General features: G+C 32.0%; 23 protein-coding genes. 5 read left to right on the forward strand and 18 right to left on the reverse strand.

The genetic code is table 11. The features are described 5' to 3' along the window. Positions 1 to 174 precede the first annotated feature (174 nt). Both TOPB45_RS01895 and TOPB45_RS01900 read left to right on the forward strand, forming a co-directional pair. Positions 175 to 843 carry a DUF429 domain-containing protein gene (locus TOPB45_RS01895; RefSeq protein ID WP_013909172.1) on the forward strand — a complete coding sequence of 223 codons (669 nt, stop codon included), beginning with the start codon at positions 175 to 177 and terminating at the stop codon, positions 841 to 843. A gap of 60 nt (positions 844 to 903) precedes the next feature. Further along, a complete protein-coding gene (locus TOPB45_RS01900; RefSeq protein ID WP_013909173.1) occupies positions 904 to 1935 on the forward strand; it encodes a rod shape-determining protein in 1032 nt (343 codons plus the stop codon). Here TOPB45_RS01900 and TOPB45_RS01905 read toward each other — a convergent pair. From TOPB45_RS01905 to TOPB45_RS01985, 17 genes are all read right to left on the reverse strand, one after another. Continuing rightward, a complete protein-coding gene (locus tag TOPB45_RS01905) occupies positions 1919 to 2164 on the reverse strand; it encodes a YHS domain-containing protein (RefSeq protein WP_013909174.1) in 246 nt (81 codons plus the stop codon). The genes TOPB45_RS01900 and TOPB45_RS01905 overlap by 17 nt on opposite strands. Beyond that, entirely contained in the window at positions 2161 to 2679 is a 519-nt protein-coding gene (folK, locus tag TOPB45_RS01910) for a 2-amino-4-hydroxy-6-hydroxymethyldihydropteridine diphosphokinase (RefSeq protein WP_408033205.1), read from the reverse strand. Before folK ends, TOPB45_RS01905 begins: the two co-directional genes overlap by 4 nt. Then, positions 2637 to 3794: an LL-diaminopimelate aminotransferase gene (locus TOPB45_RS01915; protein WP_013909176.1), complete on the reverse strand. Its 1158-nt coding sequence runs from the start codon at positions 3792 to 3794 to the stop codon at positions 2637 to 2639. Before TOPB45_RS01915 ends, folK begins: the two co-directional genes overlap by 43 nt. Before the next feature lie 2 nt (positions 3795 to 3796). Next, positions 3797 to 4903, reverse strand: a complete 1107-nt coding sequence (locus tag TOPB45_RS01920) for an inositol-3-phosphate synthase (protein ID WP_013909177.1) — start codon at positions 4901 to 4903, stop codon at positions 3797 to 3799. A gap of 66 nt (positions 4904 to 4969) precedes the next feature. Next, a complete protein-coding gene (gene gyrA, locus TOPB45_RS01925; protein WP_013909178.1) occupies positions 4970 to 7378 on the reverse strand; it encodes a DNA gyrase subunit A in 2409 nt (802 codons plus the stop codon). A 2-nt stretch (positions 7379 to 7380) separates the two neighbouring features. Beyond that, the gene (locus TOPB45_RS01930) at positions 7381 to 8112 is read right to left on the reverse strand and encodes a lysophospholipid acyltransferase family protein (protein WP_013909179.1); all 732 of its coding nucleotides are present in this window, start codon (positions 8110 to 8112) and stop codon (positions 7381 to 7383) included. Between the two features lie 4 nt (positions 8113 to 8116). Further along, on the reverse strand, positions 8117 to 8770 hold the full coding sequence (locus TOPB45_RS01935) for an anthranilate synthase component II (RefSeq protein ID WP_013909180.1): 654 nt from the start codon (positions 8768 to 8770) through the stop codon (positions 8117 to 8119). Between the two features lie 2 nt (positions 8771 to 8772). Beyond that, positions 8773 to 10266 carry an anthranilate synthase component I gene (gene trpE, locus TOPB45_RS01940; RefSeq protein ID WP_013909181.1) on the reverse strand — a complete coding sequence of 498 codons (1494 nt, stop codon included), beginning with the start codon at positions 10264 to 10266 and terminating at the stop codon, positions 8773 to 8775. Further along, positions 10256 to 11572 carry a histidine--tRNA ligase gene (gene hisS, locus TOPB45_RS01945; protein WP_013909182.1) on the reverse strand — a complete coding sequence of 439 codons (1317 nt, stop codon included), beginning with the start codon at positions 11570 to 11572 and terminating at the stop codon, positions 10256 to 10258. The genes trpE and hisS overlap by 11 nt, the downstream gene beginning before the upstream one ends. After that, positions 11572 to 13272, reverse strand: coding sequence for an FAD-dependent oxidoreductase (locus tag TOPB45_RS01950; protein ID WP_013909183.1), 1701 nt, complete (start codon positions 13270 to 13272; stop codon positions 11572 to 11574). The genes hisS and TOPB45_RS01950 overlap by 1 nt, the downstream gene beginning before the upstream one ends. A 75-nt stretch (positions 13273 to 13347) precedes the next feature. Further along, complete coding sequence (gene feoB / locus TOPB45_RS01955) at positions 13348 to 15258, reverse strand: ferrous iron transport protein B (protein WP_013909184.1); 1911 nt, start codon at positions 15256 to 15258, stop codon at positions 13348 to 13350. 2 nt (positions 15259 to 15260) lie between these two features. Next, positions 15261 to 16370, reverse strand: a complete 1110-nt coding sequence (locus TOPB45_RS01960) for a M24 family metallopeptidase (RefSeq protein ID WP_013909185.1) — start codon at positions 16368 to 16370, stop codon at positions 15261 to 15263. Positions 16371 to 16527: 157 nt separating this feature from the next. Beyond that, the gene (locus TOPB45_RS01965) at positions 16528 to 17316 is read right to left on the reverse strand and encodes a 4Fe-4S binding protein (protein ID WP_013909186.1); all 789 of its coding nucleotides are present in this window, start codon (positions 17314 to 17316) and stop codon (positions 16528 to 16530) included. Continuing rightward, positions 17316 to 18053, reverse strand: coding sequence for an ATP-binding protein (locus TOPB45_RS01970; RefSeq protein ID WP_013909187.1), 738 nt, complete (start codon positions 18051 to 18053; stop codon positions 17316 to 17318). The genes TOPB45_RS01965 and TOPB45_RS01970 overlap by 1 nt, the downstream gene beginning before the upstream one ends. Positions 18054 to 18056: 3 nt before the next feature. Next, positions 18057 to 18596, reverse strand: a complete 540-nt coding sequence (locus TOPB45_RS08490; RefSeq protein ID WP_013909188.1) for a hypothetical protein — start codon at positions 18594 to 18596, stop codon at positions 18057 to 18059. Positions 18597 to 18636: 40 nt separating this feature from the next. Continuing rightward, on the reverse strand, positions 18637 to 19197 hold the full coding sequence (locus TOPB45_RS01980; RefSeq protein WP_013909189.1) for a hemerythrin domain-containing protein: 561 nt from the start codon (positions 19195 to 19197) through the stop codon (positions 18637 to 18639). Positions 19198 to 19370: 173 nt separating this feature from the next. Then, positions 19371 to 20600, reverse strand: coding sequence for a multiheme c-type cytochrome (locus TOPB45_RS01985; RefSeq protein ID WP_013909190.1), 1230 nt, complete (start codon positions 20598 to 20600; stop codon positions 19371 to 19373). Positions 20601 to 20794: 194 nt separating this feature from the next. Between TOPB45_RS01985 and TOPB45_RS01990 the strand changes: the two genes are divergently transcribed. The 3 genes from TOPB45_RS01990 (at position 20795) to ispG (ending at position 23386) form a co-directional block, all read left to right on the forward strand. Further along, positions 20795 to 21343, forward strand: coding sequence for a DUF996 domain-containing protein (locus TOPB45_RS01990; RefSeq protein WP_013909191.1), 549 nt, complete (start codon positions 20795 to 20797; stop codon positions 21341 to 21343). Between the two features lie 119 nt (positions 21344 to 21462). Further along, positions 21463 to 22275 carry a YkgJ family cysteine cluster protein gene (locus TOPB45_RS01995; protein ID WP_013909192.1) on the forward strand — a complete coding sequence of 271 codons (813 nt, stop codon included), beginning with the start codon at positions 21463 to 21465 and terminating at the stop codon, positions 22273 to 22275. Between the two features lie 13 nt (positions 22276 to 22288). Continuing rightward, positions 22289 to 23386: a flavodoxin-dependent (E)-4-hydroxy-3-methylbut-2-enyl-diphosphate synthase gene (gene ispG, locus TOPB45_RS02000; protein ID WP_013909193.1), complete on the forward strand. Its 1098-nt coding sequence runs from the start codon at positions 22289 to 22291 to the stop codon at positions 23384 to 23386. Here the strand turns inward: ispG and rsmI are convergent. Continuing rightward, the gene (rsmI, locus tag TOPB45_RS02005; RefSeq protein WP_013909194.1) at positions 23376 to 24212 is read right to left on the reverse strand and encodes a 16S rRNA (cytidine(1402)-2'-O)-methyltransferase; all 837 of its coding nucleotides are present in this window, start codon (positions 24210 to 24212) and stop codon (positions 23376 to 23378) included. The genes ispG and rsmI overlap by 11 nt on opposite strands. Positions 24213 to 24243: the final 31 nt, after the last annotated feature.

Raw genomic sequence — 24243 nt, forward strand, 5'->3', positions numbered from 1 at the left:
TCAAAATTATTGCTATCAGGTTACATATTAAAAAATTATATTAATAAAAAAAAAGTTGACAAGTAATTTTAAAAGTTTTTAATTTTTTTAATGTTATGAAAATATTGGAATAAAACCTCTCTAAGGATAAAAGGGAAAATAAGGGGGCTGAGGTAAAGGAAGATAATCTAAAATATGTTTTATTTCTTAGGCATAGATATAGCTGGGAGTAAAAATACCTGGGTTATAGCTTTAAAAAATGAGGATAAGATTTTAAAATTATGTCCTTTGCTATCTTTAGAAACACCCTCTTTCCCTTCTTATATTGAGGATTTTTCTTTAATAATAAATTTTTGTAAAAAAAACAAGGTTTTAGCAGTAAGTATTGATGCACCTTTAAGTTTTTCTTTTAAAGATAAAAAGGGACTTAGAATCTCGGATAAAGCTTTAAAAGAGCTTCTCCCGAAAAAGGCAAGATCCTGGGTAGTTTCTTATCATACCCTTATGGCTGTTCCTATAAGAGCACTTCTCCTTAGTGAAGCTTTATCTCCCTTTTGTGGAACTATTATAGAAACTCATCCAAGAGCAAGTTTTTATTTTTGTCTGCCTGAAAATAAAAAAGAACTTGCCTTTATTTATAAAAAAAGTTTACCAGAAGATGAAAAAAACTTTTTAATTGAATGGTTAAAAGAAAAATTTAACTTAAGCATAGATTTTGAATTTAATTTAACAGAAGGGATTTTAGATGCTATAATGTGTGCTTTAGCTTGTTACTTTTATCATAGAATGCCGGAAAAACTTATATTTCTTCCTGGAGAAGAAGCTCTTAAAGGTTTTGGGCCTTTTGTGGTTATATCCTTTTAAAATTTCAAAAGTAATTTAAAATTATTTATTAAAAATTACAATCTTTAGAGGTTAGAAAATATGTTATCTAAAATTTTTAATTGGCTTTCTAAGGATTTAGCTATAGATCTTGGGACAGCAAATACTTCAATTTATTTAAAAGGAAAGGGGATAATTCTTACTGAGCCTTCGGTAGTAACTGTAAAAGAAGATGGGAGATATAAAAGAGTTCTTGCTGTAGGAGAAGAAGCAAAAAGAATGCTTGGGAAAACCCCGGGGAACATTAAAGCTATAAGACCCTTAAGAGAAGGGGTTATTGCTGATTTTGAAGTTACTGAAGCTATGATAAAGTATTTTATCCAGAAGGTTTACAATAGAGGATATTTTCTTAAACCAAGAGTGATTATAAGTGTTCCCTCTGGAACTACTCAAGTTGAAAGAAGAGCAGTTAAAGAAAGTGCTGAAGGAGCTGGAGCAAGAGAGGTTTATTTAATTGAAGAACCCATGGCTGCAGCTATAGGTGCAGGGCTTCCTATTACAGAACCTGTAGCAAATATGATTGTAGATATTGGTGGTGGGACAACTGAGGTTGCTGTTATTTCCTTAGGTGGAATTGTAGTGAGCCATTCTATAAAGGTCGCTGGAGATAAAATAGATGAAGCTATCTGTCATTATATTAAAAGAAAATACAGTCTTCTTATTGGAGAAGCAACTGCTGAACAAATAAAAATCGCTATAGGTAATGTTTTACCAGAGGAACCTTATGAAACTATGGAAATAAAAGGAAGAGACTTAGTTACAGGAATTCCTAAAACTATTACTATAAATTCTAAAGAAGTTCAAGAAGCTATAAAAGAACCTGTAGATTTAATTTTACAAGCAATCAAACAAGTACTTGAAGAAACTCCTCCTGAATTAGCTGCAGACATAGTTGATAGAGGAATAGTTCTTTCAGGAGGAGGAGCCCTTCTTAGAAATCTTGATAAATTAATTGCCAAAGAAACAGGATTAGAAGTAAAAGTAACAGAAAATCCTTTATTTTGTGTAGCACTTGGAGCAGGAAAAGCCCTTGATGAAATTGATATTTTTAAAGAAGTTATGGCTGAGGTTTAGAAGTTTTCTGTAAAAATTCATATAAACATTTCTTTGAGCAAAAATAGTAGTCTTTTCCTTCAAATTCTACTTTTATTGCGGAATCTTTTTTCACATAGGTCTGACAATTCTCATCAAAAACAAATTCTTCATAAAGTTCCTTAGATTTATTGTAAGAAAGTTTTTTCTTTCTCTTTGAAAAATACCAGTAAACAAAAATTAAAAAAGCTATAAAAATTAAATATTTCATAACTTATCCTTTATAGTTTTGTATTCTTCATAAAGTTCTGCTATAGATTTTTTAAAAATTGGATGAAGAAAGGAGGGAGCAATTTCTAAAGAAGGTAGCATTACAAATTCCCTTTTATGCATATGAGGATGAGGAATAGTAAGGCTTTCTGAGCTTATTACCAGATTTTCATAAAAAATTATGTCTATATCTATAATTCTGTCTTCGTATAATTTTTCTTTTCTCAATTTTCTTCCCATTTTAGCCTCTATTTTTTTAATTTCTAAAATTAAAGCCCAAGGAGAAAGAGGGGTCTCTCCAAGTAAAACCATATTTAAAAATAAATTAGAGCTTTCAAATCCCCAGGGTTTAGTTTCGTAGATTTTAGAAGATTTTATTATTCTAAGAGGTAGCTTTTTTAAAGCTTGGCAGGCTTTTTTCAAATTTTTTTCTCTATTACCTAAGTTACTTCCTAAACTTAAAATAACTTTATTTAAAGTTGCAGGATAGAAAATCTTTGAATTGCTTCCTTTAATCTTTCCTCCTCTACAGTTAAAGCAATTCTGAAATAACCTTCTCCAGCTTTTCCAAATCCTGCTCCAGGAGTAATAACTACTCCCACATCTTGAAGAACCTTTTTGCAGAACTCTTGAGAAGAAAATCCTTTAGGAGTTTTCACCCAAAGATAAAAGGTAGCTGAGGGTTTTATAAATTGATATCCCAATTTTTCAAGTTCTAAAGATACAAGATCTCTTCTTTTTTTGAATACTTTTATTAAAGAAGGGACAATGTTTTCTAAATTATTTAAAGCATAAGCTCCTGCCTCTTGAATAGCGGTAAAAACTCCTGAATCAATATTGCTTTTTACTTTAGCCAGAGTTGAAACTAAAAAGCTATTCCCAACAGCAAAACCAATTCTCCATCCTGTCATACAAAAGGTTTTCGATAAACTGTGAAACTCTATAGCAACGTCTTTAGCTCCATCAATTTCAAAAATACTTATAGGTGGTTCTTCATAATACATCTCAATATAAGCTGCATCATGAGCAACTATTATATTATATTTTTTAGCAAATTTTATTACTTCTTTAAAAAAATCTTTTTTTGCAACAGCCCCTGTAGGATTATTAGGATAATTTAGCCAAATAATTTTTGCTTTTTCTAATATTTCTTGAGGAATTTTACCAAGATCAGGCAAAAACTCATTTTCCCAAGTAAGTGGCATATAATAAGGTATACCATCTGCAAATATGGTTCCTAAATAATAAACAGGATAGGCAGGATCAGGGCACAAAACCACATCTCCCGGATTTACAAAACCTATAGGAAAATGGGCAATTCCTTCTTTTGATCCTATAAGGGCTAAGATTTCCTTTTCTGGATCAAAGATTACACCAAATCTTTTCTTCATATAATCGGCTACTGCTTTTCTAAAAAATAAACTTCCTAAATTGGAAGGATATCTATGATATTCCTTTTTTTCTAAAGCCTTTTTAGCTACTTCTACTATTTCTGAGGGAGTAGGTATATCTGGATCTCCTATTCCAAGGTCTATAACATCAACTCCTTGCTCTTTTTTTTCGTTTTTAAGACGATCAAGTTCTACAAAAAGATAAGGTGGAACTTTTTTGAGCCTTTCACTAATTTTCATTCTTATCTCTCCCTTTTTCCTTCAATGAATTCTAAAACCATTTGTTTAGCAATATGATCTGGGAATTGCTTAGGGGGATGTTTCATAGTGTAAGCAGAGATAGAAATTAAAGGCCCCCCTATATTTCTGTCTTTAGCAAGTTTAGCACACCTAATAGCATCTATAGCTGAACCTGCAGAATTGGGAGAATCTTCAACTTCCAATTTTACTTCTACAGACATAGGAACACCACCAAAATGTTCTCCCTCAATTCTTATGTAAGCAATTTTTTTATCCTTAAGCCAAGGGACCCAATCAGAAGGTCCTATATGAATGTTTTCCCATCCTATATCATAGGGAATTAAACTTGTTACTGCTTCTGTTTTTGATATCTTTTTTGTTTTTAGTCTATCCCTTTCGAGCATATTTAGAAAATCTGTATTTCCTCCGAAATTAAGTTGATAGCTTCTTCTAATGGGGATACCTCTATCTACAAAAAGTTGAATCAAAGTTCTATGGAGTATTGTAGCCCCTAACTGAGATTTTATATCATCTCCAACTGCAGGAATACCCTCCTTTTCAAATTTCTCTCCCCAGAGAGGGTCAGAAACAATAAAAGTAGGCATAGCATTAACAAAAGCAACCCCAGCTTTTAAACAGGCTTCAGCATAAAATCTTGCTGCCATTTCTGAACCTACAGGAACATAGTTAATTAAAACATCAGCTCCTACATCTTTTAGAACTGCAACTACATCTTCTAATTCATCTTCTTTTTCAGAAGAGATTAAAAAAGTTTTATCTTGTGGGAAATTTTTCATATGATTTGCTACTCCATCAAGAATTTTTCCTTTTCTAACCTTTACTCCGAGCTTAGGAACATCTTTATAAAAAATGGTTGTACAATTAGGCAAACTAAAAATCGCTTCACTTACATCTTTCCCCACTTTTCTTTCATCTATATCCCATGCAGCAACAATTTCAATGTCAAAAGGTTTATATCCTCCTATATCAGAAAACATAATTCCTTCAATATTATCAAGCCCCTTTTCCTTATAATAGTAAATACCCTGAACCAAAGAACTAGCACAATTACCTACTCCTACAATAGCAAGACGCACTTTCTTAGACATAAATCCCTCCTAAGAGGCTTCTTTATTCTTAAAATTTTAAACAAAATAACATAAAAATTAATTATATCAATTTGTTTTTCTTTGAATTACTGAAATTCCTGTTATATATTCGCCAGGTAAAAGAGAAATTAATCTTACACCTCTGGTAGCTCTTTTTTGTTCTGGTATTTCTTTATCTTCAATCCTTATCGCTTTTCCTGAACTTGAAAAAATAATTATATCCTCTTCCTCTGTTAACCCTTTTGCTCCTGCAATATAACCACTTTTTTCAGTGATACTATGTCCAATTATTCCTTTTCCTCCTCTTCCTTGTATTCTAAATTCTTCAATAGGTGTCTTCTTCCCAAATCCCCTTTCAGTAATAGTAAATAAGTATTTTTTTTCTTTAGTTCCGATAATTTCTACCACTTCATCTTCCTTTTCTAATTTTATCCCTAATACACCTTCTGATTGTTTTTTAGTTATTCCTATACTTTTTTCAGAAAAATGAATAGTTAATCCCTTTTTAGTAACAATCAATAAATTTTCATCTCCATTGGTAACTATGCCACTTTTTAAATAATCATCCTTTCTCAATTTTATTACTAAAGAACCACTTTTTCTAAGATTTTTCATTTCTGAAATTTTTATTCTTTTTATTATTCCTTTAGCAGTGACAAGAACAAGAAAGGCATCTTCTTTATAAGGTAAAACAAAAGAAATATCTTCTTCAAGATAGGGAATAAAATTTTTTATATGGGTGCCCTTAGCTGTCTTTGTAGAAAAACCTATGTTTTCCAAATTTAAAGGGTATACTTTCCCTTTTTTGGTAAACACCCACAATTGAGAATCAGAGGGTACCTGTAGAGCTAATTTTAATGTTTCTTCAAGAGAAAAGGTAAGAGCCCCTTTACCACCTCTTTTTTGAGAAGAAAAAGCATCTAAACTTAATTTTCTAATATAACCTTCTTTACTTATTAAAACTAAAACAAACTCCTTAGGAACTCTTTCTTCTAAACTTAGATCTTCCTCTTTATCTTCTTCAATAATTTGTGTTTTTCTTGTATCTCCATATTTTTCCTTTATTTCCTTCAATTCCTCTTCAATTACTGTTAGTAATGTAGGTTCATGAGTAAGTATTTTTTTATAGTGACTTATAGCTCTTTTTAATTCCTCATATTCTAATATTATTTTTTCTCTTTCTAAGGCTGTTAATCTTTGGAGTCTTAAATTTAAAATTTCTTGAGCTTGTATAGGTGAGAATTCAAACTTTTTAATAAGTTTTTCTTTTGCTTCCTGAGGTGTTTCGGATTTTTTAATAAGATCTATTATTTCATCTATGTGAGATAGAGCTTTTAAAAAGCCTTCTAAGATATGAGCTCTTTCTTCAGCTTTTCTTAAATCATACTGAGTTCTTCTAATTATGACTGTTTTTCTCCAATTGAGAAAATTTTGAAGGATTTCTTTTAAATTTAAAATTTCAGGTTTTCCATTAACTAAGGCTAATAAAATAATTCCAAAGGTTGTTTGTAGAGGTGTTAATTCATAAAGTTTTTTAATAATAGTATGAGGACTCTCTGCCCACTCCCTTTTCAATTCCACAACAATTCTTATTCCCTCTCTATCAGATTCGTCTCTAACTTCAGATATTCCATCAATTTTTTTATCCCTTATAAGAGAAGCAATTTTTTCCACAATTTTAGCTTTACTTGTTTGATAGGGAATTTCAGTGAAAACAATTTTTAATTTATCCTTTTCTTTTTCTAACTTATATTTTGCTTTTAGCCTTATTAATCCCTTTCCTGTGGTGTAAGCAGATTTAATCCCCTCTTTACCTACAATAAAAGCACCTGTAGGGAAATCTGGTCCTTTTATGTATTCCATAAGTTCTTCAATGTTTAGGTCAGGATTTTTTAAAAGGGCAAGAAGTCCATCTATTACTTCAGAAAGATTATGAGGAGGTATGTTTGTTGCCATACCTACTGCAATTCCAGAAGAGCCATTAATTAAAAGATTAGGTATTTTTGAGGGTAAAACCACTGGTTCTTTTAAGGTGTTATCGTAATTGGGAATAAATTCTACAGTTTCTTTTTCTATATCAGCTAAGAGTTCATGAGCAATCTTTGCAAGTCTAACTTCAGTATATCTCATGGCTGCTGGAGCATCACCATCAACAGAACCAAAATTTCCCTGTCCATCAATCAAAGGATATCTCATAGTAAAATCTTGAGCCATTCTAACCAAAGCTTCATAAACAGGAATATCTCCATGGGGATGATATTTTCCTATGACTTCTCCTACAATTCTTGCACTCTTTTTATATGGTTTATTCCAGTCACTACCTGTTTCATACATAGCGTAAAGAATTCTTCTTTGAACAGGTTTTAATCCGTCCCTTACATCAGGAAGTGCTCTACCTACAATAACGCTCATTGCATAATCTAAATAGGACTCCTTTAATTCTTCCTCTAAAGGCACAACCACGATTTCTCCCATATTTATTCAACCTCCTCTTCTTTTTTAATTATTTCAAGTCCCCTTAAAATTCTTTCTCTTACTAATTGAGCCAACCTTTCTTTATCCTTTCCACTCAAATCCTTTGTCTCTATAGGTTCATCTATGTAAACTTTCACTTTTTTTCTTGAAGAGATTCTAAACCAAAGAGCACCCTTAGGTAAAATATCTCTGGTCCCCCAAATAGAAACAGCAACAACAGGGATCTTGCTTTTTAATGGAATTATAAAACCTCCCAGTTTGAAGGGGAGAAGTTCTCCTGTTGGACTTCTTGTCCCCTCTGGGAAAATTACAAGAGAAAATCCCTTTTTAATTCTTTCTATGCAAGCCAATACACTTTTTAATCCTTCTCTTGGGTCCTCCCTTTCAACAGGAACATACCCTAAAGCTTTTATCCCCCATCCAAAAAAAGGAATTTTAAAAAGGCTTTTTTTAGCTAAAAATCTTATATTATAAGGTTTTAAAACTTTTTCTAAAACTGGGATATCAAGCTGGCTTTGATGATTACTCATAAATATATAAATACCCTTAGGAAGTTCCTTATTTTTGATAACTTCTACCTTTATTCCAAGAATCTTTAGTAATCCTTTGCACCAGATATATGCCCAAAAATGTTTTCTTATTATAAGAGAAAATAAACCAAAAGTTGGGACTGTTAAAATAACATAAAGCCAAACTAAAAAATTTCTAAAAAATTCTTTTCCTTTCTTAAACATCTCCTTAATAGAGACTTAGAAAATTTCTTAAAAGAATAACCCCTTCTGGAAGGTTATTACTTTCAAAATCCCAATCCTTAGGAGGTGTTTTAAAAAATTGCCATCTTTCAAGAGAAGTTCCTATGGATTCTGGATGAAATTGTACTCCCTCTATCGGAAGTTCTTTATGTCTTATTCCCATAATTTCTCCATCTTCAGCTTTAGCTGAAATTTCAAAAAAAGGAGGTAAGGTTTCAAAATCTACTGCTAAGGAATGATACCTCATACCTGAAAAAGGATTAGGAAGTCCTGAAAAAATACCTTTTCCATCGTGAAAAATTTTGGAAGTTTTACCATGCATAAGTCTTTTAGCTTTAACAATTTTTGCTCCAAAAGCAGAACCTATACATTGATGCCCTAAGCAAACTCCTAAAATTGGAAATATTCCCTTTACTTTTTTAATAAGTTCTACAGAAATACCTGCTTCCTTAGGAGTACATGGGCCAGGAGAAATAATTATATGAGTTGGTTTTAAAGATAAAACTTCATCAGGAGTTATAGCATCATTTCTAAAAACTAAAACCTCTCCACCCCAGAGTTTCTCAAGCATAATACCCACTAATTGTACAAGATTATAGGTAAATGAATCGTAATTATCAATTACTAAAACCCTTTTCATTTTTAAGAAAACTCCTTAATTATTTCTACAGCTTTAAATAAAGCTTTAGCCTTATTTATAGTTTCTTCATATTCTCTTTCTGGGTCAGAATCTGCAACAATTCCTGCCCCTGCTTGAACATAAAGCTTTTTACCTTTTTGGAAAAAGGTTCTAATAGTTATACAAAAATCCATATTTCCAGAAAAGGAAAAATATCCTACTGCTCCAGCATAAGGGCCTCTTACTTTTTTTTCAAGCTCAGTTATAATTTCCATAGCACGTATTTTAGGAGCTCCTGAGACGGTTCCTGCAGGGAAAGTAGCTGAAAAAGTATCAAACATATCTGCCCCATCTTTTGCTTTTCCTCTAACACCAGATACCAAATGCATAACATGGGAATATCTTTCTACTACCATAAGTTCATAAACTTCAACACTTCCATATTTACAAACTCTACCAATATCGTTTCTTCCTAAGTCAACAAGCATTATATGTTCTGCTAATTCTTTTTCATCTCTTTTAAGTTCTTCTTCTAATTTTTTATCTTCCTCTTCTGTTTTGCCTCTTCTTCGAGTTCCTGCAATAGGTCTTGTTTCAATAACATCTTCTTCCATTCTTACAAGAATTTCAGGAGAAGAGCCTATTAAAATTTCATCCTCCAATTTTAGGTAAAAAAGATATGGTGAGGGGTTTACTTTCCTCAAAGCACGGTATATAAGAAAGGAGGGTAATTCTTCTTCAAGAAAAAATCTTTGAGAGAGAACAACTTGAATTACATCTCCATTTTCTATATACTCTTTTGCCTTTTTTACCATGGATAAAAATTCTTCCTTTGGAATTTCAGGGATAAAGTTAAGGGAGTAATTTGTAGGAACCGTTTCTTCTGGAACCTTTTCTTTTAAAATTTTATTTTTTAGACTAATTAAGGTTTCTACAGCAAGATCATAAAGATTTTCAGGATTTTCAAAGCTTTCTTTTATCCAGAGGTTATAAATAAGTTTTAAGGTATGAGCTAATCTATCGTGTACTAAAAGTATTTCTGGGAACATAAAATGTAAGTCTGAAAAAAAAAGACTATCTTCTCCACATGGGATATTTTCAAAAAATCTTACACTTTCATAACTTACAAAACCTACAGCACCTCCTGAAAATCTTGGAAGGTTTTTAAACACAGGGGATTTAAATTGATTTACAAGCTTTTTTAATTCTAAAAAGGCATTTTCAGATTCAAATATTCTATTGCTAAACCCATTTTTTTCTTTTTCTATTATATTAACTTTCTTTCCTTTACTTCTAAAAATTAAAAAGGGATCAATCCCTATGAAACTATATCTTGCCCATTTTTCAGCACCTTCAACACTTTCAAGTAAAAAGCCATAATCATTTTTAAAAACCTTGTAAAATAAAGATATAGGAGTATCAAGGTCGCAGGGAAGATCAAGTGAAATAGGAATGAGATTATAATGTTTACTAAGTTTTAAAAATTCGTTTTTTAATGGGTGTATATTAGGATTCATTTTTTATTTTTTTTAAAACTTTTGTAGAAAGATCTTCCCAATTTTTAAATTCTACTTCTTCTTGAATACTCTTTTTCATATTTCTTAATATAGCAGATTTTTTTTTAAGTTCTTCATCTCCTAATATGAGGGAATATTTTGCTAAAAGTTTATCAGCGTTTTTAAGCTGTGCTTTTAAAGATTTTTCTTCATAGGTTATTTCGCAACGTATTCCTTTTTTTCTTAAAAGTGTTGCTAACTCAAAACCCTTATTTAAAAGTTCTTTGCCTAAAAGAATGATAAAAAGATCTGGATTAAGTTTTTCTAAAATTTTTTTAGATTCTAAAATCCCTTTATTTTCTTCATCTCCAAAAATAGAAATAGCCCATCTTTCAAGCCCTATAGCAAATCCTATAGCAGGTAATTCCGGACCTCCCAATTCTTTTAGAAGATAATCGTATCTTCCTCCTGCAGCTACTGTATCTTGAGCTCCAAGCCCTTTGGCTTTAATTTCAAAAATTGTCCTTACATAATAATCAAGCCCTCTAACAAGCCTTGGATTTTCTATATATTTAATTCCAATAAAATCTAAAACTTCTTTAAGACTTATAAAATGATCTTTACACTCTTTACAAAGATATTCTGTAATAATAGGGCTTTTTGATACTACTTCTTTACAAGTTTCGTTTTTGCAATCAAGTACTCTTAAGGGATTCCTGGTAATTCTTTCTTTACAAGTTTCACATAAATTTTCTTTATTTTCCTCTAAAAATTTTAGTAAATCTTCTTTATACTTGATTCTACAGTTTGGGCAACCTAAAGTATTCAATTCTAAGGTATAAATATTTTTTTCTTGGGAGGAGAAGGGAGCTTTTAATATTTCCATAGCTAAAAAAATTAATTCAGCCTCTATATGAGGATTTAAAGGAGAGAATAATTCTACATCAATTTGATAAAATTCACGGAGTCTTCCTTTTTGAGGTCTTTCATGTCTAAACATGGGTCCAATAGTAAAGAATTTCAAAGGTTTTGGATTTACAAATAATCCTTTTTCTATAATCATTCTACAAATTCCTGCAGTTGCTTCAGGTCGTAAAGTTAAAAATTCTTTGTTTCTGTCCTGAAAGGTATAAGTTTCCTTTTGTACAATATCTGTGAATTCTCCTATAGATCTTACAAAAAGTTCTGTTTTTTCAAGAATAGGAATTTTAATTTCTTTATAATTGTAAGTTTTTAAAATATTTTTAGCTAATTTTATAAGGTACTCGTATTTAGCAAAATCTTCAGGAAGCCAATCTTTAAATCCTCTGACAGCTTGAATTTTCATTAAAATCTTTCTCCCCAACTTTTTGGAAGAACTATTCCTCCTAAAGCTACATAAACTCTTTCAAAACCTTCAGCAGAAAGCCATCTTGCAACTTCATAAGCTCTTGCTCCTACACTACAAACTACTATTAAATCTTTATCTTTCGGTAAATCCTTTATTTTATTCCTTGCAAATTGATAGGGGATATTTATCCAGTTAGGATATCTTTCGGTTATGTCTTTTAGTTCATTGGGGGTTCTTACATCTAAAATTAACATACTTTCATCCCTTTCTTTTAATCTTTTAATCACAGTTTCCCAATCTATAGGTTTAAATCTTTCATAAATAATATTTTCAGCAATGAAAGAGGTTACATGGATAGGATCTAAAGCTGTGTTAAAAGGTGGTGAATAGGGAAGTTCTAAGGAAGCAATTTCTTCTATAGTGGGTTTTAAAGGTAAAATGCTTGAAATAGCGTGAACCCTTGCTAAGGTTCCATCTGTAAAAGGTCCTATAGCTTGAAACCCCAGCACCTTAGTTGTTCTCTTATCAAAAACTAAGGAATAATAGGAACATCCTGTAGAGAAAAAATGAGCTCTTTCATGTTGTATATTTAAAGCATAAGTCGCATCTTTAAAACCTTCAGATTTTGCAGTTTCTAAACTTAAACCACATCCTCCTATAGCCATATCAAAACATTTAAGAATGAAAGCACCTACTGTTCCCTTAAAAATTGCATTTCCACCAGCAATATTTGTAGCAATGACCCTTCCTTGTCTATTAGCAAGAGAACCCATAGGCATGACAACTCCTTTACCACTAATCAAATGTCTTATTTCTACACAATCTCCACCTGCATAAATATCAGGATCTGAGGTTTGCATTCTTTCATTTACTACAATACCTTCTGTGGTTGGAGAAACTATTAATCCAGCTTTTTTAGCTAGTTCTGTGTTTGGTCTTACTCCAGTTGCTAACAAAACAAGATCTGCTGGATAAAAGTTATCTTCGGTTCTAACCCCTATTACTTTCCCATTTTCTCCAACAATTTCTTTTATCCTTACATTTAAAACTACATTTACTCCCTTTTCTTTCAAATGGTTTTCTATTATTCGTGACATAAAAGGATCTATAAGTCTTGGTAATACTTGAGGAAAATATTCTAAAAGTGTTACAGGAAGCTCCCAAGATTCTCCAAAAGCTTCAACTACCTCAAGCCCTATAAAACCTGCTCCAATGACTAATGGTCTTTCTACTTTTTTATTTACTAATCTTTCTTTTATTTTTATAGCATCATGTAAATTTGAAAGGGTAAAAACTCCATCAAGATGAGTTCCGGGAATAGGAGGAATTTTAGGAATAGAACCTGTTGCTATTACAAGTTTGTCATAAGGTATTTCTTCTTTTTTACCACTTTCTAAATATTTAACTTTAACTACTTTCTTTTTTCTATCTATCTCTTCTGCAAGAGTTTTAGTTAAAGTAATAATTCCTTTTATATTTTCAAAAAATTTTTTATCCCTTAAGATGTAGAAAGTAGTTCTTCTTAGTTCATCTATATGAGAAACATCTCCAGTAAGATAATAGGGCATTCCACATCCGCCATAAGAAATAAATTCATCTTTATCAATAAGAATTATTTCAGCATCAGGTCTTAATCTTTTAAGTCTACAAGCAGTTTTAGTTCCACAAGCAACTGCTCCAATGATAACAACTCTCATTAAATTAAGCTTCCTCCCAAAGATTAAAAAAATAATTTTCCTGAAATTTTACCACAAAAGATAAATTTAGAAATTTTAAAAAAGCTTAAAATTTATAAAAGATATAAGCCAAGCCAAAATAAAACTATATAACCAAAAGCCTAAAGCAAATTTCAAGTTCCCCTCTTTTGCCATTATTACAACTGTTGCAAAACAGGAATTATAAATCAAAACAAATAAAAGGAAAGATAATGCCTGTTTAGGAGTTAAAAGTTCTTTTATCTTAGCTTTTAATTCCCTATCTTCTAAATTTTGGTTAGTTTCTAAAGTATCTTTTTTTTCTTGCGTCATAATAACTCCCAAATTACTTATTATGGCTTCTCTTGCTAAAAAACCAGAAAGTATTGAGGTTGAAATTCTCCAATCCCCTAATCCTATAGGTTCAAAAATATAACTTAAGGTTTTACCTATTTTTCCTGCAAAGGTGTTTTCTAAATTTTCTTCTCCAAAAGGCAAATTTAAAAGAAGCCACATAACTACAGAAACTGTGAATATAATTGTTCCAGCTCTATAAACAAAATCTTTTAAATAAGCCTTGGTGATATTAAAAACTATTTTTAAGGAAGGGATTCTATAAGGAGGGAGATCCATAACAAAGTGGGATAATTTCTTTTCTAATAAAGTTTTTCTTAATACTAAACTGGTTAAAATAGAAAGAATTATTCCTATAAGATAAAGAATAAAAATTATTAAAGCAGGTTTTTCAAAAAAAATAGAAACAATAAATGAAAAAACTATTAATCTTGCTGGACAGGAAATAAAAGGAATCATAGAGATAACAAGAAGTTTATCTTTGGTATCTTGAAAAGTTCTTGTAGCAATAACTGCTGGAACATTACAGCCAAATCCAAGTATTAAAGGAATAACACTTTGACCGTGAAGTCCTATTTTATGAGTAAAGCTATCCATTAAAAAGGCTACCCTTGGTAAATAACCTGAAGTCTCAAGAAGAGTTAAGAGAAAGTACATAGTAAAAATAAGGGGGACAAAAGACAAAACTATACCTACCCCACCTATTAGTGCTCCTACAATAAAACTAATCAAAAAATGAGGAGCCCCTATATTTTCTAAGTTTTTAGTTATTATAGGTCCTAAAAAATTTTGTAAAAAATTATCAATCCAATCAATAAAAGGGAAGGAAAAATCAAAAGAAATCTTAAAAAAGAGATACATTATTAAAATAAAAAAGAAGATTCCTAAAAGAGGATGAAGAAAGAGGCTGTCTAAGGTTTCTGTTAAAGTTTTTTTATATAAAATTTTCTTACGAACTACCTCTTTGGTTAGACCTTTTGAAAAACTAAGTTGTTTTTCTTTTATAATTTTATATAATTCAGGATTTTCTTTTATTATTTCTTGAAGTTTCAGCCATTTAAAAGTGTTTTTTTCTTTAATTTTATTTTCAATCTCTTTGGGGTAATTTATAGTTATAGGTTTTGTATTTTTTTTGTAAACTTCTACTATAGCTGGTAGAATTTCCTTTATACCTTCTCCTGTTCTTCCATTAGTTTTAAAAACTTTCACATTTAAAAGCTCAGACAATCTTTCTACGTTAACTTCCATACCGTAACTTTCTGCCTCATCTATCATATTAAGTACCAAAATAAGAGGTTTTTCTATATCAAGGAGCTGGCAGGTTAAATAAAGATCTCTTTCTATTCTCGGAGTTTCTATAATATTTAATATGAGATCATAGTCTCTACTAACAATAAAGTCAAAAGCTATTTTTTCATCTTCAGAAATTATTTCTTCTAAGGTGTAAATTCCAGGAAGATCAATAAAGGTAATTTTATATCCATTAAAAAAAACATGCCCTTCTTTTTTTTCTACAGTAACTCCTGGCCAATTTCCAATCCTTAAATTTCCCTTAACTAAATGATTGAGAATACTTGTTTTGCCAACATTAGGATTACCAACCAGAACTACTTTTATTTCTTTATATTCTTTCATTTTTAATCCAAAATTTTTAGCTCCAAATCAATTTCTGAATAAATCTCCCCTCTTCCATTTTCTACAAATACTATATTTTCAAGTCTTATACCAAATTCATTAGGAAAATAAAGTCCTGGTTCTATAGTAAAAACCATACCATCCTCTATTACAGTGATATCATTTTTTCTTTTTTTATTATTAATCTTTTGATAATAAATTCTTGGAGGTTCATGGACTTCAATTCCTATTCCGTGTCCTGTAGCATGAAGGAAGAAATTGTCAACTTCTTTTGTTTTAAAATATTCTCTTATTGTTTTATCTATTTCAGAAACTAAAACTCCGCTCTTTACTTTTTCAAAACCTTTATACCAGGCAGTTTTTACAATTTCATACATTTTTTTAAATTCGGAAGCAGGGTTTCCTATGTATAAAGTTCTTGTAAAATCAGTACAATAACCTTTCCAGATCATACCCATATCTATTAAAAGTGGAGCATTCATTTGGATTTTGTTATTTGAGCTTTGCCAGTGGGGTAGAGCAGAGTTTTTCCCGCTTGCTACTATAGCAGGAAAACTTTCTCCTTCTCCTCCAAGTTCAAAAATTTTAGAAACTAAAAAACCTCTAAGATTTAACTCTGTTAAATTAAAAATTTCTTTATTTTTAAGAAGGTCTAATGCGTATTTATAAACTTCATCAGTTTTTTTAATACCTTCTTTTAAAAGCTTGAGTTCCTCTTCATCCTTAATTATTCTTAAGTGTTTAAGAACTTTACTAAAACCTTTGGTTTTTACTTTTTTTATTCTTAGCTTTTCTTTGAACTCATAGGTAATGGCATCTTTTTCAAATCCCAAGGTTTCAATTTTTAATCCCCGAATAAATTTTCTTAAAAAAGAGAGAGTATCATTTTTTATAAGAACCACTTCCCAATCTTTTAATTCTTCTTTTGCTTTTTTAAAATATCTTGCGTCTGTTAGAAAAAAGTTCTTTTCTTTGGTGATAATGATAAAGGCGTTGGAAGATTTAAAGCGAGTTAAATAAAAAATATTTGAAGGGGAGGTAAAAAGAAAGGCTGAAAGTTTGTTTCTTTCTAAAAAATCTCTTATCCACTCTAATTTTTTTATCAAATTCATATATTTACCTTATTTAGATATTTTTCAAATATAACCAAATTTTTTTGATTTTCAATCTCAATTGTAAGGGTTCAGGAAATTTTTTTAATTTTCTATCTTCTTAAAACTATATTCTTTTTTTGAGTAAAATGAAAGCTGTTTTAAAAACGCTTTATTTTTATTTGAGCTCTTTAATAAACTTATCCCAGCCAAGTTTTTCAATAATTGCCCCGAGTCTTTCTCCCTTTTGATTATATTTTTTATAAAGTTCTAAAATTTTATAAAAAAGTTTAGGTATTTCTTCTGCTTGAAAATAACCCAAAAAGGTTGCGAGCCGAGGATGGCGACCAAGCTTACCTCCCAAGTAAACTTTATATCCTTTAAACTCCTCATTTAAAGCTGATTCTGGGCACACCTTAATGCAATGACCACAGCCAACGCAAAGCTCCTCTTTTATCATCGGACCAAACTCGGTAAGCTCAATAGCACCTTCTTCACAGGCTTCAACGCAGGACCCACAAAAACTACAAGCCTTAGGATTGACGGAAATTTTTACCACCCCATGGAGAGCAAAATCGCAGATATGGATTTGGGAACAAGCGTTTGGACATTCAGAAAGGCCAACCTTAAACTTATGATGAGCCTTCAACTTTGGTCCAACCTTAGAGATCAAAAATTGGGTAAGCTTTTCTTCTTCTAAAATCTTTTCTAAGGAAGACAAAAGATGGCTTGAATCTGTTAGAGCGTTAGGGCAGGAATCAAAGCCAAAACACCCAGATACTTCATAGCCCTTTTCTGCTTCAGACATTTTACTGAGCAGAGCTTTCTTTGCCTCTAAAAGGTCTTCAAGGGTAACCCTGTTCTTCCCCCTTTCCTGAAGATACTTTTCTACCTCCCTTTTTACCTTTTTTCTGACAAAGAAAGGAACCTTCTTAAGGTAGGCTTCGGCATCAGGCGTCCACTCCATTAAGCTTCCTCCGTCCTAAGGATTTCACCCTTAACTCCTATGGTGTGAACTTTAAATTTAAAATCTTTATTGGCAAGCCTCCGCGCTTGGTCAAGAATAAAAAGAAGCCCTCGACAGCAGGGAACCTCCATTATGGCAAGCTCAAGCGACCTCAGAGGCACTTTGCTAAAGATTTCCGCGAATTTTTCGATGTAAAGGTCTGCTGGGTCAAACTTTGGACAACCTATCATGATCTTTTTCCCGGGAAGAAGCTTGGTATGAAGCTCAGGATAGGCAACGGCTACGCAGTCGGCACAGACTAAAAGCCGTGCATCCCTCAAGAAGGGGGCACTGCTTGGGATAAGCCTTATCTGGACCGGCCAATGGGTAAGCGACGATGCTATATCATGAGGATAAGGAGCAGGCTTTTCCTCTGTTTCAAGGTTTCTTACCTGGGTTGATGGACAACCGCAAGCAAGAGTAGGATGAAATGTTTCCTCGCTTTTCTTCATGCGATGCAGATGGTCTTCCACAGCCTCTTCATCAAAGGGCTCAGCTTCCTTTTCTACGATGCGAAGGACACCGGTTGGACACTCCCCAATGCAAGCCCCTAAACCATCGCAAAGGACTTCGCTAACAAGCCTTGCCTTACCATCTATGATGGCTATCGCACCTTCTTGACAGGCAAGTACGCATTTGCCGCAGCCGTTACAAAGCTCTTCATCGATCTCGATGATTTTCCTTAGAACCTTCGGCATGTTTTACTCCTCCTCTTTTAAGGTTAAAGCTTCAAATAATTCCTTTGGGTTTAGCCCTTCTTTAAGCTCCTTAAGCTTAAGCCTTATGTCATCAAACACAGGCTCTGGCAGACGAACCTTCTCCGCAACTTCCTTTGAATCATCCTTTGGCAGATAATAAAAATAGAGAAGTAAAAGTTTTAAGCCTGGGGACTTCCCCACATCTTTAGCTTTTGCTTCCATTTCTATTACTAAACTTGAGATTTCTTTAAAAAGCTCTTTGGGAAGCCTTTTTTCAACCTCAACTGCTATGCGCTCTTTAAGGAGGTTACTCCTTTCTCTCAAAACCTCCTTTGGCAGTTCACCAAAGCAAAGCTCAGCGTATTGGCAATAGAGGGCGCACCCAAAATCCATCCTTGGATTGACAAGCACTCGCTTACAGCTTGGACATTTCCTTGAGGTATCATCCTTGAAGAACTCAACAAGCGCCCCGCAATGGGGACATTTAACCTCAAAGATGGCATCTTCCTTCCAATAATGTGTATCTTGCCCTGGACATCTCATTTTTTACTAAATTCTTAGCCTTTTGTATTTAGAAAATAAATTAGTTGTTGTGGTGTAATAAAAAATAGGCTTCAAGTTCACAGATAAGTTTATGATATTGCTCATGAGAATCACCACCTATTTGTTCTTGTTCGTAGCTTTCAAAGCTTTTCTCTAATTCCATATCATCCGACTTATTTAATATCTGCTTTGCCATTTGAAAAAGTACATTATCTTCCTTCCAAATATGCTGGCTTAATAAAGTGATATATTCCCGAGCAGATGACACAAAATTTTGTCTGGCTTTAGCTTCTAAAAAATCACTAAGGGCTTGACGCATCTGTTCTTGCAATGTTCGTCCTTTTTCATGTTCATTTAACATTACGCCAATAGGACCACCTTCACGGGGGATTCCTCTTGTTTCTAATTTAGGGAATAATGCTTTTTCTTCTTTAATATGATGACACTTGTCAGCAAATACACGGAAAAAATCTAATAATGAGATTACTTTTTCTATTGAGACCGACTCACCTCGCTCAAGTCTGTCAGCAATGTTTTTCAACAGTGCTAATCCACGCTCAATGAGACGATGTTCTTGCATCAATAATTCTAATGATTTCATTGTTAACTTCCTTGTTAATTTAAAATTTCTTAGGTTTAAACTTCACCCAATAGAAAAGAATTTAGCTTCTTTTAATCCTCTACATACATTGCAACAGAAGAGTGGAGTAATTAATTTTTAAATATTTAGTTAATCTTAATTTTTAAAGAAAATTCAGGTTCTATCAAAAAGAGCTATTTTTTTACTCTTTTTTTCACCTTTAATTTTTCAGCTTCATCTTTAATCTTTTGAAGGGTTTGCTTCATTGGTGCCCAGCCATACCAATGTGTGTAATCGGGATTCATATGAAAGGCACCTTGGAATGTTCTCATCCTATACTCAAGGAACATCAAATAAAGATCTTGTTCTATAGAACTTTTTGCTTCATATAATTGAAGAAGGTCTGGCGCAAAAGTCCAGCCTTTAGGTTTTTTAAGTATACCTTCCTCATAGAGAGCCTTTACTTCTTTTATAGCCTCTGCAAATATTTTATCTACTTCCTTTATCACCTGATCTGCAGCAGAGAGCTGTTTGTGAGCAAAATTTTCGCTATGACAATTGGCACATATTTTTATCATCTTTTCCCTTTCTGCTTGAAATTCCTCCTTTGTTAATCTTGCAACCTTACCAACCTTTACAATTTCAATTCTTGGGGTTGGTTTCCCTTTGTTATCAAGAATACCCAAGGCCTGAAGTATGGTAATTCTATATTGAAGCCATTCTTTGTCATCCTCAGGGAGCCTTAGAGCAAGAAAGCCCCAAGCTGTCATTACCCTGTGATTTCCATTACTCATATGACACGTTTGACAGGTTGGTACTCTTTTTGATTCCTTTCCTTCGATCTGCCATATAATACCATGTTTTGATGAAGACCACATCTCCCACTGAGGATGGTCAAATCCCATATGGCATATTTGGCATGTCCTTGGATCTTGTGCTTCAGATTTTTTAAAGGAATGTCTTGTATGACAGTTATCGCATTGGGCATTACTATAACGAAAAGATTTCTTTTCTTCTTGCGATTTTTCTCCAATTTTATGACAATAAGAACAAGCTTTAATTCCTTCACCTATAATTACATTTGGTTGATGAGCCCACATAGGCATAGCTTTGGCAGCAACCCAGGCGAGATTGTGTTTTCCTTCTCTGAATTGTTTTACTTGATTTGGATGGCAATTTGCGCATGTTTCAGGAGTTGGCAATATAGCCTTTTGGCTATCGTTCATGCTTTTATGTTCCGAACCGTGACAGGTAGAGCAGTCTAATCCTGCTTTTGACATTTTTCCTTCAAAATATTGTTCAACTATACCCGGTGTGATCTTTTGGTGGCACTCAATACAGGTTGATTTATTAATTGCCCAAGTTTTAATGTTCCAGAGAAATATCCCTAACAGTATAAAAACTAATAAATAAATTCGATACATAAGAATTTCTTCCTTTTCAATTTTTAATTTTAAAGGATTAATGATTATTTATAATTATATTATATTATTTTATAAAGTCAAGAAATTTTGTAAGAAATTATTAGGGATAACAGAAAAAGTACGGATTTTTTACTCTTGCCTATACTTTTTATTCAGTCTAAAATAGTTTTAATTATATTTAGGAGGAAAAAGCTATGAATGGAGGGTTATCAACTCCTAAACTATTAGGAGGGATTGGTTCAATTCTTTTGGTTTTAACAGTAACTCCCTATTTAGGTAGTATAGCGGGATTGGTAGGCATAATTCTTATTCTCATTTCTCTTAACATGTTTTCTAAAATTTTTAATGATCCTCAAATATTTCGTAACGCTCTTATTTCATTTATTCTTGCCATAATCGGAGTTTTTGTAATTATGTTAACCATAGGAATAACCTTTTTTTCATTTTTTACTATGATGGGATCTTACCACCTTCATATGTTTTCAAGTATAGGTATAGGAACCATTTTTTCTTTTATAGTAACTTATCTTTTATTAATAATTAGTGCCCACTATTTAAAATCTTCTTTTTATTTACTTTCTTCTTATACAGGAATTAATCTTTATAAAACCGGGGGCTTTTGGTATTTTATAGGGACTTTATTAATCATTGTAGTAATTGGTTTTTTAATAAATTTAGTTGCTTGGGTATTAATTGCGGTAGCTTTTTTCACTACCCCTGAAGAAATAAAAAGCACTGCTTAAAATTTTTAGAATTTGAACCTCCATTTCTAAGATTTTAAGAGAAGCCAAAAATCTTAAAGTTTGAAATAATTTTATTTATAAGATATAATTAATTTAAAACCAAAAGAGTGGAGTAAAAAATGGATGCTATTACTAATTTAAGAGGATTAGACAAAATAATTGTTCCTATTAGACTTACTTCCAGTTCTAAAATTAGATTTCAATGTTATCCAGGGGTTCCTTGTTTTAAACTTTGTTGTTCAGACCTATTTTTACCACTTACCCCTTATGACATTATAAGAATTCGAGATAGACTTGGACTAACAACTGATGAATTTTTACTTCTTTATACAGAACCATTTATATTACCTAAGTCAGGATTACCTATTGTTAGACTTAAGATGAGAGAAGATGAGGAAAAGACTTGTCCATTTTTAGGTGAAGGGGGTTGCACAATTTATGAAGTAAGACCTCTTGCTTGTAGATATTATCCTCTTGGTTTTGGAATGTTTAGAAATAGAGACGAAGGAAAAAATGAAGATATTTATTACCTTGTAAAGGAGGGGTTTTGTCAAGGTCTTGATTCAGGAGAAGAAATGACTGTAGAGGAATATAGAATTTCTCAAGGTATCCCAGAACTTGAAGAACCCATTAAAGAATGGGGAGAAATTATAATGAGAAAAGAATCTTTTGGTCCTATGGAGGTTCCTGAAAAAAGTTTGCAACTTTTTTTTATGGTAAGTAGCAACCCAGAAAGATTTAGAGCTTTTGTTTTTGAATCAAAATTTTTAGATATGTTTGAAGTTCCAGAGGAAACCTTAGAAGAAATTAAAAAAGATGATTTAAAACTTTTACAGTTTGGTTTTAAATGGCTTAAAACAGTTCTTTTTGGAGACAAATTAGTTAAGCGGAAAAAAGAAGGTCCTTCAGTTAAAAAGATAAAACCCTTTTAATTTTTCAAATTAAATGTTTCCCAAAATCAAAAGAAAAAAGACCAAAGTTGTTAAAGTAGGTAGCGTCTTAATAGGTGGGGAAAATCCTATTCGTGTTCAAAGCATGACAAATACAGATACAAGAGATGTAAAAGCAACCTTAGAACAAATATATAAACTTCATTATGCAGGATGTGAAATAATTAGAGTAACAATCCCCGATGAAAAAGCAGTTTCAGCTTTAAAAGAAATAACAAAAAAAAGCCCTATGCCTGTTATTGCAGATTTACATTTTGTTACTTCTCTTGGTGAAAAAGCAGTGAAAGCAGGAATTGCAGGAATAAGAATTAATCCTGGGACCTTTAAAAATCTTAAAAATCTTGATAGACTGATTGAGGTTTGTAAAGATTATGGAGTTTGTATAAGAATAGGGATAAACGCAGGATCTTTAGAAACAAAAATTTTAAAAAAATATAAAACTCCTACTCCTTCTGCAATGGTTGAAAGCGCTATAAATTGGGTTAATTATATAGTAGAAAAATTTGATTATCAGAATATTAAAGTTTCTTTAAAATCTTCTAATTGGTGGGACACTGTTAAGGCTTATGAACTTTTTTCTAAAAAATCTGATTTTCCTTTACATATAGGTGTTACAGAAGCAGGAGGACTCATTCCAGGAACTATTAAAAATACCATGGCTATTACTTATCTGCTTTTAAAAGGGATTGGAGATACTTTGAGAGTATCTTTAACTGCGGATCCAGTAGAGGAGGTATATGTAGCTTATGAGATTTTGAGAAATCTTGGTTTAAGAACTCTTCATCCTGATATAATAGCTTGTCCTATGTGTGGAAGATGTGAAATAGATCTGATGAAACTTTATAGGGAAGTTGAAAATTGGGCTAAAAATGTTAAAGCAAATCTTAGACTTGCTGTTATGGGATGTATAGTTAATGGACCTGGAGAAGCAAAACATGCAGATCTTGGAATAACAGGAGGGAAAGGGGTAGGAATAATTTTTAGAGAGGGGAAAATCATTAAAAAAGTTCCTGAGGATCAGCTACTTAATGAATTTTTTAAAGAGATTGAAACCTTTTTAAAAGAACACCCTGAAAGATTGATTAATCTTTAGTGATAAGTTTATAAATATCTTTAGCAGAAAGCTTATATTCTTCTGCTAAGATTTTAGCTATTTCTTTAGGTTTAAGCCCACTATTTTTAAGTTCTTCTATCTTCTTTTTAAGATCAGAAATCTCTTTTTTTATTGGTAATTTTTCAATTTTAGGTTTAGGAAGGATTATAAGAGTAATTTCTCCTAAAAAGTTTTCTCTTTTAGCTAAAGTTTCTAAATCTGTCCATAGGAGCTCTTCGTGAAGTTTAGTTAATTCACGAGCTAAAAAACATTCACAATTTCCAAGAATTTCAAGAAGATTTTTGGCAGTTTTTACCATTCTGTGAGGGCTTTCAAAAATAACAATAGGTAGATTTCTGGGTAGATTTTCTAATACCCTTTTCTGTTCTGTTTTTTTCCGAGGTAAAAAACCAAGAAAAATAAACCCAGAGCTAAGATTAACCCCAGAAACGCTAAGAGCACAAGTAAGGGCAGAAACCCCAGGAACAGGAACAACTTTAATTCCTTTTTTGTAGGCTTCTCTTACTAAGTAAGCTCCTGGATCTGAAATAAGGGGACAACCAGCTTCACTGGTGAGAACTACATCCTCTCCTTCCTCTAAAAACTTAAGCACTTTATGACTTCTTTCTATCTCTACATCTTTATAAAGACTTATTAATTTTTTGGAGCCACATCTATAATGGTTAAGAAGTTTTTTAACAGACCTTGTATCCTCAGAAGCTATGATTTTTACGTTTTTTAAAACTTCTAAGGCTCTTAAGGTGATGTCTTCAAGGTTACCTATAGGAACCCCAACTACATAAAGCTTCCCTTTTGTTTTTTCCATCTTTAAAAACACCTTTATTTGAACTAATTTT

The organism is Thermodesulfobacterium geofontis OPF15 (assembly GCF_000215975.1).
Taxonomy (GTDB): Bacteria; Desulfobacterota; Thermodesulfobacteria; order Thermodesulfobacteriales; family Thermodesulfobacteriaceae; genus Thermodesulfobacterium; species Thermodesulfobacterium geofontis.